Below are 12,768 nucleotides of genomic sequence, written 5' to 3'. Positions count from 1 at the left end.
CCATGAGCCGTGGCGCCGCACTCATTTTGGCGGCCGGTGCCGGCAGTCGTTTTGGCAGTCTCAAACAACTGGCGCCGCTGCAGGGTAAGCCGCTGCTACAACATGCGGTGGATGCCGCCACTGCTGTATTGCCAGATCATGTCTACTGCGTGTTAGGCAACGGAGCCACCGAAATCGAGTCTGCGGTTAATGGTGCTCGCTTTATAGCGCATGAGCAGTGGGCGTCGGGTATGGGTAGCTCGCTGGCTGCCGGCGTTGACGCGCTGGCAGAGCAATACGATTGGCTGCTGGTCATGCTGGGTGACCAGCCAGCGGTAACGGCGCAACATCTGCAGGACTTAATCAATGAATTACCCGGCTTCGATTGCGTATGCAGCCGCTATGGCAATATCCGCGGCGTGCCCGCGATTTTTACCCGAGGCTGGTATCAAAAACTAACAGGCTTGCGCGGTGACCGTGGTGCACAGGCATTACTGCGCGATAACCGCGACCTGCGTGAGATTGAATTGGCCGCCGCGCTGTGGGATGTAGACACGCCCGCCGACCTGACGCGACATCAGGACGGCAAACGCTCGTGACCGGATCCCTGCTAAAACTAGGCCAGGTTTTTAACCGGTACACAGGCGCCGTGCACACCACTGGCGGCATCGGATAACAGAAAACAAATCACTTCTGCCAACTGCTCGGGGCTGACCCAGTCACTGCCGTCGGCATCTGGCATAGCGCTGCGGTTCTGTGGCGTATCGATAACACTGGGCATAACGCAGTTGACGTTAATGCCCTGTTCTTTGAGCTCTTCTGACATGGTCTCAGTAACCCGCAGTACCACGCTTTTAGTGGCCAGATAGGGGCCCATCAGTGCCTCGCCCTTGATGGCTGCCGCCGCGCCAATATTCACAATGGCACCGTGACCGCGGGTCAGCATGGCCGGTACGCAGGCGCGACTGCTGTTGAGCACAGTCAGCACGTTCAGGTTAAACATCATTTGCCAGTCAGACTCGGTGGTATCGTGAACAGCCGTGCCCATGGCGAAACCGCCAGCAGCATTACACAGGCCGTCTATTGCCCCGATCGCAGTAAAGGCATCACGTGTGGCCTGTTCATTAAACATGTCCACTTCAAAACATCGGATGCGCTCATCGCTGGACTCTTTGAGATCGTCGGCAAAGGCAATGTCGAGCAGCGCTACCGAGGCACCTTGGGCGAGAGCGGCGGTGGCAACAGCACGGCCAAGGTTACCGTTGGCGCCGGTGACGGCAATGATTTTCTGGTTGAGCGACATGGGGTTGGTCTCACTGATTAATGGCTAGCGCTCAATGGTGATATAACTGTGGCAGATTTACCAGTTAGTGCGGGAATTAGGTAGCTTTGGTAGCGCACGCGATCACTTTGCAGGCCCCTGGCGAGCCTGTGCAGGTCTGTATTGTAAACAGGTGATGAGTTAGACTCGTAAATTGGTCAGGCCAATTTATTGAAGTGTAATGATGTCTAGATTTTTGATCGTTCTGTTTATGGTTTTGTTTGCCGTTTTTGCCGGCTGGCAAGCGCGGTTTGGCGGCAGTGAAGGCTCTGAAGCGGACTTTGTGTCACTGTTTAATGGCCATACTCTGGACGGTTGGTATGCGGTGGGCGGAGATGCCACCTATCGGGTAGACGACGGCACGATACTGGGCACCTATGGCCCCGGCGCCAACAGTTTTTTGCGCACCGAAGCAGAGTTCACCGACTTTGAATTGAAGCTGGAGATGCGTTGGGATGAACTGGGCAACTCCGGTGTCATGTTCCGCGCCGCTCAGCGTGACGATGACGGCAATAGTAAGGGTAATGGCCGCGTCTACGGTTACCAATACGAACTTGACCATTCAGATCGTGCCTGGTCGGGCGGTATTTATGACGAGGCCAGACGCGGTTGGATCAATAACCTTGAAGACAACGAAGCCGCGCGACAGGCGATTCGCCTGGATGACTGGAACGAAGTACACATCAAGGTCAGCGGCGCCTCGATTCAAACCTGGCTCAACGGCGTTCCGGCGGCCGACCTGATAGACACTCTGAGTGCGCGCGGGTTTATTGCCCTCCAGGTGCACTCAGGTAACAGCGGTGCGATACGCTGGCGCAATATTCGACTGCGCGAACTTGAGTCGCCTTTGGCACCGGGCCCAGCGCTGGATAAAGAAGGTGATTGGCGCGTTAACGACATGCCCGAGGTGCAGTTTGCAGACAGCGGCTGGCAGGGCCAACCGGCAGCGGACGCACTGTTGACCACACGGCGTCAATTTGGTGAGTTTGAGGCCCGCTTTAGTCTGGGGGTGTGCGAGCAACCACAGCGGGTGCAGTTTCGGCATCACCCCATGGGGGCTGAGGGTGGTCGTCATGTTGAGGTAAGCCTGACGGGTAATTCGGCTCAGGCCACCGTAGTCACGGCCGCAGGCAAGCGCGAGGCCGAGGCTGTATCACTACCGGAGGCAGATGCCCATGAGGTGCGACTGCTGGCATCGGGCAACCGCGTAGTAGTCACCGTGGGTGAAGTTGAAGTGCTGCGCTGGCAGGGCGATGGCCTGCCCGATGCGGGTCCGATTATTGTTGCACCGGCGGCTTGTGCCGACGGCTTCCTTTTACAGAATTTCAGTTGGACCGATCTGCGCGGTGGCAGCACCGAACCGCTGTTTTACGAGACGCTGGATAACGAACCGGCGCCTGTGTTCACACCCGCCCAGGCGCAGGCCGACTTTTTGCTGGCCCCGGGTTTCAGTATTGAACTGGTTGCGGCGGAGCCTTTGGTTGAAGACCCGGTCGCCATGGCTTGGGATGAATTTGGTCGCTTATACGTAGTAGAGATGCGTGGATTTATGCCAGACGCCTATGGAGTAGGGCAGGAAGAGCCGGTAGGGCAGGTTGTTCGCCTGACCGATACCGACGGTGACGGGCAGATGGATACCAGTGAGGTATTTCTGGATGGTCTGATTAATCCGCGCGCCGTGGCTGTCGTTAACGACGGCATACTGATTGGCGAACCCCCGCACCTGTGGCTGTGCGAATTGCCGACACCGGAATCTGCCTGTGCCAATAAGCGCAGCCTGGGCGAGTACGGCATGTCTGACGGTGATACCAGTATTGAGCATTTGGAAAACGGCCTGCTGCCGGGGCTGGATAACTGGCTGCTGAGCGCCAAGTCTAACCGCGAGATGCGTATGGTGGACGGCGAGCTGGAAGTGCGCACGACTGTGCATCGCGGACAGTGGGGTATTACCAAAGACGACTTCGGCCGTGTGCTATACAACAACAACTCCAATTTCATTACCGCCGACTTTATTGCCGCCAGCGATCAGGCTACCGCTGCAGGCCTTACTGACGCGGCTGGTGTTGGTGTGGTGTTAACCGCACCCGAGGAAGTGTTCAGCGCGCGGGTCAACCCCGGCGTTAATCGTGCTTACCTGGACAACACTTTGCGCGAAGACGGACGCTTGTATCATGCCACTGCCGTCAGCGGTCTGGCGGTTTATCGTGGCGACCAGTTTCCGCAGCGTTATCGCGGTAACGTGTTTGTGCCCGAGCCCGGGGCTAATGTCGTGGCCCAGTTTCAGTTGAGCGAAGACGGCGCAGCGCTGAGCGCAGAGCATAGCCTGTACGCCGACAGCACCTGGGGGCAGCGCGAATTTCTGGCTTCTACCGATGAGCGCTTTCGCCCGGTAGATGCCTTTAACGGTCCCGACGGAGCACTCTACATTCTGGATATGTACCGCGGCATAATTCAGGAGCAGCATTTTTTAACCGAAGAGTTGCGCGAGCAGATATTCACCCGTGAACTCGACCGGCCTCTGGGCCACGGTCGTATCTGGCGCGTGGTGCATACCGAAGGTAAGGCTGATGGCACTGCCATCACACTGGGTGATGCAACCACGGCTGAACTGGTAGCGGCACTGGCCAGCGATAACGGCTGGGTGCGCGATACCGCACAGCGCCTATTGCTGCAGCCACAGCATCAACCCGGCGCCGCGCTGGCCGACTGGCTGCAAGCCGACAACGAACTGGCGGCAGTGCATGCGCTGTGGACTTTGGCTGGGCGTAATGAGCTGACCCGCAAACAGGTTCTGGCAGCTATCAATGCCGCTAAGGATGCGCGTCAGTTACAGGCGCTGCGTGCCGGTGCTAAGTTACTAACGGCTGCCGATCTTAATACGTTACTGCAGCGCGAAGATCTGCCCGCCGTGGTGCATCTGCAACTGGCCTACGCCATGCAGGCGCAGTTACAGGACCCGACTATTCAGCAGCAATGGGTGCAGCTGGCGGCTGCCAGTGTTGATAGCGCGCTTTTGCGTCAGGCGCTGGTGCGTGCGGCCACTGGTCGCGAATTTAAATTGCTGCAGGCCTTGTTCGCGGCTGATGTTTTACAAGATGAAGAAGGTGCCCAGCAATTACTAACCGCGATGGTGGCTGCGGCCTATCTTGAATTACGCGGTCCACTCGATAGCACTGAGCCAGCGCCAGCAGGTTTGCTGGAACTGCTCGACCTGGTAGCCGCTAGTGATCAGTGGCAACAAATTGCACTGCTCGATGGCTTGCGCAGCGTGACCTACAGCACTGGCTTTGTGCCGGCCCAGCTGGCAGCTGCGCCACCCATTTTCAGTGACACCCGCGTCGATGAAGACAGCCCTCTGTGGCCAGCACGTTTGTCGGGCCGACGCGCGTTTACCTGGCCCGGCGATGAATTAGCGGCCGGTATTACCCCGTTGAGTCCTACGCAGTTGGCACTGATGGCAAAAGGCGAGCGCTTCTACAATACCTGTGCCAGCTGTCACGGCCCCGGGGGTGCGGGTATTGCCGGACTGGCACCGTCGCTGGTCAACGCGCCCTGGGTCCTGGGGCCGCCGGAATGGCTGGGCCGTATTCTGCTGCAGGGTATGACCGGGCCAGTAGAGATAGATGGCAAAGTGTGGAATGGCCTGATGCCGCCACATGGTGGTCAGGCGGCACTGGACGACGAGACGCTGGCAGGCCTGATGATTTACCTGCGCCGCTCCTGGGGCCACGGCGAAGATCCGGTGAGTATTGCCATGGTAGAAAGCATTCGGGAAGCCACTGCCGGGCGCACCACACCTTGGACCGTGGCTGAGTTGGAACAAGTACCGGTAGATCGCGGTTACGGCCGCTTAGTCGGCGATTACAAAATCAGCTTTTTGACACTGACCGTGTACGAAGCTGACGGTGAGCTGAATATGAAAGTGCCTATGTATGGCGATGGCCCCATGCAGCCGTTGGGCGACAACCGCTTTAATGCCGCCGCCGGTGATGAGACCGTAGAGCTGGAATTTATTGTAGAAGACGATGGCATGGTGCGCAGTCTGGTGATGATACGTCAGGGCCAACGTATTCCTATTCCCCGAGTGGAGGGTTAAGCCATGACCGCCGTGCGCGTAGGCGTGGTCGGGCTGGGTAACATTGGTCAGCAGCATATCGGTCGTATTCAAAGCGGGGCAGTGCGGGGTGCTACCCTGACCGCTGTTGCGGCGCGTAATCCGCCTGCGGATCTCAATGCATCGGGAGCCACTGTATTTAATGACTACCGCGAGCTGGTAGATTCCGGTCTGTGTGATGCGATAATCGTCGCGACACCTACCATGAGCCACGCCGAGATTGGCCGCTACGTGCTGGAGCGTGGCCTGCACCTGATGCTGGAAAAACCCATGGGCTTGTCACTGGCCGAAGCCGAGAGCGTATTGGCGGCGGCGACTAAAGAGCAGGTATTTGGGGTGATGCTCAACCAGCGTATTGATCCCGTGTATGCGCACATGAAATCAATGTTAAGCGCAGGCCTGCTGGGCCCGTTGCAACGCACTCAATGGACCATGACCAACTGGTTTCGGCCCGAGGTGTATTTTCAGGTCAGCGACTGGCGTGCCACCTGGCGCGGTGAAGGCGGCGGCCTGTTAATGAACCAGTGCATTCACAACCTGGATATTCTGCAATGGCTGTGTGGCATGCCCTTGGTAGTGAACGGTTTTTGCAGCTTTGGTAAGTACCACGATATTGAAGTAGAAGACGAAGCCACCGCCCATTTTGAATATGCCAATGGCGCCAGCGGCGTGTTTGTCGGCTCTACCGGCGAAGCGCCGGGGGTGAACCGGCTGGATATTGTCGGTGACCTGGGCATGCTCTGTTACGACGGCGAGGTGCTGACCCACACGCGCAACGAACCCGGCACCGCACAGTACAACCGCGAGACTCGCGACATGTTCGGTCAGCCGCAGCAGGAAACCACGGTAATTACAGTGCCGACGGCCACCGACCAACATGCGGCCATGTTGCAGAACTTTGTCGACGCCATCAGCAGCGGCGCCGACCTGATAGCACCTGCTGTGCAGGGATTGGATTCGCTGGCACTGGCCAACGCCATTTTGTTGTCAGCCTGGCAGGGTCAGTGCGTCAAGCTGCCGCTGGACAGCGCCGCTTACCAACAAGCACTGGAGGTCCGTTTGGCCAACTCCAGCCTGCGTCAAAAAGCCGATATTGAAGTGCATGTGGATATGGAGAAGTCGTACCGATGACTGAAGCAGAACGGCTCGACGCACTGGCACAGAAACCCTGGCTGGTTAAGCTGCCCTCATACCTGCGCCTGAGCGGCCCCGGTTGGCTGCAGGGAGCCATGACACTCGGAGGTGGCAGTGCCATTACTTCACTGACCATTGGCGGCATGTACGGTTACGAGCTGCTGTGGGTGCAACCCCTGTCTATGCTGGTGGGCTGCATCATGTTGTTTGCCCTGTCGCACCAGACCCTGAGTACTGGTATGGCCCCGTTCAAGGCCATGCGCGAATACGTGCACCCGGGTTTGGCCTGGGCCTGGGCCATTGCGGCGCTGGCCTCCAGTATTATCTGGGGCTTTTCTCACTACCCGCTTAGCGCCGGCATGCTGGAAGAAATTGTTGAAGTAGGCACCGGCTTCAGTCTGAAAGAAACCGGCGGTCTGGCGCGCGACTTTTACCTGCTGGGTCTGGCGGTGGCGGTGTGGTGCGTGTGCGCCTACACAGCGTGGCACTACGGTGCCGGTGGCCGTGCGGTGGCGCTGTTTGAAAACGGAGTCAAGCTGCTTAGCGGCATGATTATTATCAGCTTTGCCTGGGTGGTGCTATCGGCCAGCGCGCAGGGTCAGGTTGACTGGGGCGCAGTCGCGGCCGGTTACATTCCCTCATCCCTGCCCACCGATGCCGCCGGTGTCACCACCATCATGGCCGCACTGGGCACAGCGGTGGGTATTAATATGACCTTTGTTTACGGCTACACCCTGTTGCACCGCAATTGGGGGCCGTCACACCGCGAGCTGTCGCGCTATGACATTGTGCTGGGTTTGGTGATCCCCTACATACTGGTGACCAGTTTGATATCAATTGCCGCCGCCGGAGCCTTTTACGGCAGTGACCTGGATATAGCCGGCAAGCTGTCACCGGCGCAGGCCAGCGGCATGTTCGCCGAGGCCGGGCTGGGTGAGGTCACCGGTCGTTTGATCTTTGCCTTTGGCGTGCTGGGTATGGCGGTGGGTTCACTGGTTATGCACATGCTGTGTTGCGGGGCTGCTGCTGCGGAGATGTTTGGCTGGTCGCATGATTCGCGCAAGTATCGCCTGGCGCTGTTGCTGCCGACACCGGCGGTGCTGGGGGTGTTTGTGTGGTCGACCATGGGCGCCTGGGTGGTACTGCCTACCTCAGCCATTTGCGGGTTTCTGTTGCCCATCGCCTACGTCGGCTGGCTGGTGCTGAACAATCGTCGCGACTACTTAGGCGATGCCATGCCCACAGGCGGGCGCGCGCTGCTGTTTAATACCGCTATGGTGCTGTGCATTGTGGTGGTGCTGGCCAGCGTCACGTACAGTACCTTGGTCAAACTGGGAATGTGGTAAGCACGGTATGGTAGATATTAGCGATGGCGCCAACTACGCCCCCACGGCCAAGGCCGAAGTGGTGGTGGGCCCCGGCGAATTTCAGTTTGCGGCGGTAGGGCTGGACCATGGCCATATCAACGGCCAGTGCAACGGCCTGCTGGATGCCGGCGCTACCCTGAAGTGGGTCTATGACCCCGACCCGCAAAAAGTTGCCGAGTTTGTACAGCGCTACCCCGGCGTACAAGTGGCAGACCGCATGAGCCAAGTACTAACCGACTCGGACATAAACCTGGTAACCAGTGCTGTTATTCCCAACGACCGCGCCGAACTGGGTCGTCAGGTACTGGCCGCGGGCAAAGACTATTTCACCGACAAATCTCCCTTCACCAGCTTGGAGCAGCTGAGCATGGTGCGCGATGTGGTCAGCGTGACCCGTCGTAAATACATGGTCTATTACGCCGAGCGCCTGCACAACGACGCCGCCTGGACCGCCGGTGAGATGATTAAGGCAGGCGCTATTGGCCGCGTACTGCAAGTGCTGAACATTGCGCCGCATCGGCTGGCCCGCGACACGCGCCCACTGTGGTTTTTTGATAAAGACTGCACCGGTGGCATTCTCACCGACATTGGCAGCCATCAGGTAGAACAGTTTTTAACCTACGCCGGCTGCCACGATGCCAGCATCAACTTTGCCCGCGTCGCTAATATGAACAACCCGACCACGCCCGACCTGGAAGATTTTGGCGAGATCTCGCTCACCGGCGATAACGGCGCCTCCTTCTACACCCGGGTGGACTGGTTTACCCCCGACGGCCTGCGCACCTGGGGTGACGGGCGTACCTTTATTGTGGGCACCGAAGGCACCATGGAGCTGCGCAAGTATCTGGATGTGGCCCGCGAAGCCCCCAGTTCGCGTTTGTTTCTGGTCAACGGTGAAGGCGAGCAGGAAATTGAATGCCTGGGCCGCAGCGGCTTTCCGTTCTTTGGTCAGCTGATACTGGATAGCCTCAACCGCACCGAACATGCCATGACTCAACGCCACGCCTTCAAGGCCGCAGAGATCAGCTTGCTAGCGCAGCGACAAGCCGAGCAGGCCTTAGCATCAGCCGGAGACTAACCCAATGGCCGGGACCACCGATAAGCTAGACCCCAATCAACCCCTAAGCGCCGCCGACATAGACCACTGGCACGCTGAGACCGATGTACTGGTGATTGGCTATGGTGGCGCCGGTGCCTGCGCTGCACTGCAGGCCCATGCCAGCGGCGCTGCGGTAACCCTGCTGGAACTGGCCAGTGGCAGTGGCGGCACCACCGCCTTGGCCGGCGGCCAGATCTACTTGGGCGGTGGGACTCCCATTCAGCAAGCCTGTGGCTTTGAAGACAGCGTAGAAGCGATGGAAGCCTACGTGCGCACCGCAGCGGGCCACCATACCGACGACAGCCGCGTACAGGCCTACTGCCGCGACAGCCTGGAACACTATGACTGGCTGGTGAGCCAGGGCGTGGTGTTTAACCCCCAGTTTTACGGTGGCAAGCACACCAATACTCCCGAGTATCAATCGCTGGCTTACTCCGGCAATGAAAAAGGCCATGCCGAACAGCAACTGTCACAACCAGCCCCGCGTGCGCACAAACCCAAAGCTCACTGGGAAGAGGGCGGCGCTACCCTCATGGCAACCCTCACCGCTGCCATTGCCGCTACCGATATCGACGTGCACTTTGATACCCGCGCACTCACCCTGATTTGCGAGGGCGATACGGTGGTCGGCCTAATGGTGCGTCAAGACGGCGAGCAACGCGCCTGGCGTGCCCGACAAGGCGTGGTGCTGTGCTGTGGCGGCTTCATCATGAACCGCGACATGGTGGCCCGTTACGCACCGCGTCTGGTCGACGGCACGCCTATTGGCAGCCCCGGCGACAACGGCAGCGGTATTCTCATGGGCATGGGCGCCGGTGCTGCTGCCATCAATATGCACGAAGGCTTTGTCTCCGTCATCTGGTACCCCTCGGGCGAGTTCTGCAAAGGCGTGTTCGTCAACGAGCAGGGCAACCGTTTTATCAATGAAGACTGTTATCACTCACGCGGTGCTCATCACTGCCTGAACCAGAGCAACCGCAAGGTGTATATGGTGGTCGACAGCGACATATACACCGAGCCGCCCATGTACTCGGCGGCGCAAGTGGTAGAGGTGGCCGAGACCTTTGCCGACCTGGAGCGCGACGCCGGCTTTGCCGAGGGTTCGCTCAGTGCCACCATGGACACCTATAACCGCTATGCCGAACAGGGCCAGGACCCACTGTTTCATAAAAGCGAAGAATGGCTGCGGCCGCTGAACAAGCCGCCCTATGCGCTGTTGGACTTCTCCATAGACAGCGGTATTTACTACCCCTCATTTACCTTCGGTGGCCTGGAAACCAGCATCGACGGCGAAGTACAAACCCCCACCGGTCAGACCATCAAAGGTTTGTATGCCGCCGGGCGCACCACCGCCGGGCTGCCGCGCACCGCAGAAGGCTATGCCAGCGGTATGTCGATTGGTGATGCCACTTACTTTGGCCGCCGCGCCGGACGGGCTGCCGCTGCGCGATAATTGCCGTATAATCGCCGCCACTTAAGTTGTGGCCAGACTCTAAAATGACTGCTCAAAAACCCGTTAGAACCCGTATTGCGCCTTCGCCCACCGGCGACCCCCACGTAGGCACCGCCTATATTGCGCTGTTCAATATGTGCTTTTCCCGTGCTCACGGCGGCAAGTTCATACTGCGCATAGAAGACACCGACCAGACCCGCAGTACTCCGGAGTCTGAGCAGGCCATATTAGACAGCCTGCGCTGGTTGGGACTGGACTGGGACGAAGGCCCCGATGTAGGGGGCGATTACGGCCCCTACCGCCAGAGCGAGCGCATGCACCTGTACGCCGACTACGCTGAGCAGCTGCTGGCTGAGGGCAAAGCGTTTAAATGCTACCGCACCCCGGAAGAACTCACCGTATTGCGTGACGGCCGCCGTGAGGCTGGCAACAGCACCGCACTCAAGCCCTCTGACCTGATACTGCCCGCAGACGAAGTAGCCCGCCGTGAACAGGCCGGTGACCCCTGTGTTATTCGCATGATGGTACCCGAGGAGGAGGGCAGCTGCGCCGTAGACGACCTGCTGCGCGGCACCATCGAGCTTGATTGGGGCATGGTCGACGCCCAGATACTGATCAAATCTGACGGTATGCCCACCTACCACCTGGCCAACGTGGTGGACGATCACCTGATGGATATTACCCACGTGCTACGCGGCGAAGAGTGGATTAACTCAGCGCCCAAGCACAAGCTGCTGTACGAATACTTTGGCTGGGACATGCCGGTACTGTGCCACCTGCCGCTGCTGCGTAACCCCGACAAGAGCAAGCTGAGCAAGCGCAAGAACCCCACCAGCATCATGTACTACGAGCGCATGGGCTTTCTGCCCGAGGCGCTGCTCAACTACCTGGGCCGCATGGGCTGGTCGATGCCCGACGAAAGCGAGAAGTTTACGCTGGGCGATATGATCATGAACTTTGATATTCAGCGCGTCTCCCTGGGTGGCCCCATCTTTGATGTCGAAAAGCTGAGCTGGCTCAACGGCATGTGGATACGCGAAAACCACACCGACGAAGAACTGGCCGACCGGCTGCAGGAGTGGGCGTTTAACCGCAAGACCCTGCTGTCGATACTGCCCCATGCCCGTCAGCGCATGGAAACCCTGAGCGACTTTGCCCCGCTGGCCAGCTTTTTGGTGTCTGGCACCCTGCCACTGACCGAAGACAGCTTTGCCGACCTCAAAGGCGAACGCGAAGACACCGTAAAAGCCCTGCAATTTGCTCTCTGGCGGCTAGAAGCCCAGCGTCACTGGGAGCGCGATGCCGTGTTTAACGACCTCAAAACCATCGCCGACGCCCTGGAAGTGAAAATGAAAGACTTCCTGGCCCCGTTCTTCATTGCCGTGTGCGGCTCTGCCGCCTCCTTCTCCATCTTCGACGCCATGATTTTGCTGGGCCCCGACATGACCCGCGCCCGATTGCGCCAAGCCATAGACATTTTGGGCGGCGTCTCCAAGAAGGGCATGAAAAAGCTGGAGAAGGCCTACGACGCTCTGCCGGATTAGCATTTGACAGGGCACCGGTGCATCACTAAAATGCGCGCTTCTTGGGGCTTGGCCCCAATCCGCACCAGTTAGCGGAAACACAAAATACTGGGGCTATAGCTCAGCTGGGAGAGCGCAACACTGGCAGTGTTGAGGTCAGCGGTTCGATCCCGCTTAGCTCCACCAATACAAAAGGCAGTACCTCATGGGTACTGCCTTTTTTCTTGCTCCTCATTCGAGCCGCTGACCTTGTCAGCGCCGGATGGCCGGCCCGTTCGATCCCGCTTAGCTCCACCAATATTTATAAAGACCGAGTCTGCTTAGGCTTGGTCTTTTTTCTTGCTCCGCATTCGAACCGCTGACCTTGTCAGGCTCTACCCAAACTGTGGGGTCGAATTCATTCGACCACAAATCATTAATCTTCTCTCCACTTTTCCAGTGCGATTTTCAGAGTCGGGTGCTCTCGCGCCAGTAAAGACTCTGATTCTTAAAGCGTTTTCTATCGTGGATGCTAGTGGCTAGTTAGAGCACCCGATTATGAGGCGGATGGTGTGTGGTGGAGGTGGTCAGTAACTGGAAGAAAGGGAAGGGGTTTTTGCTGGGGATGGCGGGGAGGTTGGTGGAACCGAGCCTATGCCGAGCTGGATGGTAGGAGTTTTTGTGGCTGGTGGCGGTAAGTTGAAGAAGGGTAAGGCAAAACGCAAACCGAACTTCGAGCTGCGGCCGAACCCCTGATCCGGTTTGCCCATCAGGAGCTGGACGGGAGCGCCCAGCCCAG

General features: G+C 58.6%; 9 protein-coding genes and 1 tRNA gene. 8 read left to right on the top strand and 2 right to left on the bottom strand.

Annotated features, from left to right (window positions below; translation table 11 throughout):
- Positions 1 to 2 precede the first annotated feature (2 nt).
- A complete protein-coding gene (locus tag EYC98_RS14535; protein ID WP_279246098.1) occupies positions 3 to 578 on the top strand; it encodes a nucleotidyltransferase family protein in 576 nt (191 codons plus the stop codon).
- Between the two features lie 17 nt (positions 579 to 595).
- Here the strand turns inward: EYC98_RS14535 and EYC98_RS14530 are convergent, their stop codons facing one another.
- Positions 596 to 1,282 carry an SDR family NAD(P)-dependent oxidoreductase gene (locus EYC98_RS14530; RefSeq protein WP_279246097.1) on the bottom strand — a complete coding sequence of 229 codons (687 nt, stop codon included), beginning with the start codon at positions 1,280 to 1,282 and terminating at the stop codon, positions 596 to 598.
- Positions 1,283 to 1,481: 199 nt separating this feature from the next.
- Between EYC98_RS14530 and EYC98_RS14525 the strand changes: the two genes are divergently transcribed.
- The 7 genes from EYC98_RS14525 to EYC98_RS14495 all read left to right on the top strand — a co-directional run bounded on the left by EYC98_RS14525 (position 1,482) and on the right by EYC98_RS14495 (position 12,176).
- Entirely contained in the window at positions 1,482 to 5,396 is a 3,915-nt protein-coding gene (locus EYC98_RS14525; protein WP_279246096.1) for a DUF7133 domain-containing protein, read from the top strand.
- A 3-nt stretch (positions 5,397 to 5,399) separates the two neighbouring features.
- A complete protein-coding gene (locus EYC98_RS14520) occupies positions 5,400 to 6,545 on the top strand; it encodes a Gfo/Idh/MocA family protein (RefSeq protein ID WP_279246095.1) in 1,146 nt (381 codons plus the stop codon).
- Entirely contained in the window at positions 6,542 to 7,894 is a 1,353-nt protein-coding gene (locus EYC98_RS14515) for a divalent metal cation transporter (protein WP_279246094.1), read from the top strand. The genes EYC98_RS14520 and EYC98_RS14515 overlap by 4 nt, the downstream gene beginning before the upstream one ends.
- 7 nt (positions 7,895 to 7,901) lie before the next feature.
- Positions 7,902 to 8,993: a Gfo/Idh/MocA family protein gene (locus EYC98_RS14510; RefSeq protein ID WP_279246093.1), complete on the top strand. Its 1,092-nt coding sequence runs from the start codon at positions 7,902 to 7,904 to the stop codon at positions 8,991 to 8,993.
- 4 nt (positions 8,994 to 8,997) lie between these two features.
- Entirely contained in the window at positions 8,998 to 10,467 is a 1,470-nt protein-coding gene (locus tag EYC98_RS14505; protein ID WP_279246092.1) for an FAD-dependent oxidoreductase, read from the top strand.
- Positions 10,468 to 10,511: 44 nt separating this feature from the next.
- Positions 10,512 to 12,011, top strand: a complete 1,500-nt coding sequence (gene gltX / locus EYC98_RS14500) for a glutamate--tRNA ligase (protein ID WP_279246091.1) — start codon at positions 10,512 to 10,514, stop codon at positions 12,009 to 12,011.
- A gap of 89 nt (positions 12,012 to 12,100) precedes the next feature.
- Positions 12,101 to 12,176: transfer RNA gene (locus EYC98_RS14495), tRNA-Ala, on the top strand.
- A 380-nt stretch (positions 12,177 to 12,556) separates the two neighbouring features.
- Here the strand turns inward: EYC98_RS14495 and EYC98_RS14490 are convergent.
- Positions 12,557 to 12,768: hypothetical protein (locus EYC98_RS14490; protein WP_279244865.1), on the bottom strand; the 212-nt coding region annotated here is incomplete at its 5' end.

The sequence above is a fragment of the Candidatus Litorirhabdus singularis genome, assembly GCF_026262625.1.
Classification (GTDB): domain Bacteria; phylum Pseudomonadota; class Gammaproteobacteria; order Pseudomonadales; family Halieaceae; genus Litorirhabdus; species Litorirhabdus singularis.
The sequence above is the reverse complement of the archived record's forward strand: the minus strand, read 5'-3'. Positions and strand labels throughout refer to the sequence as shown.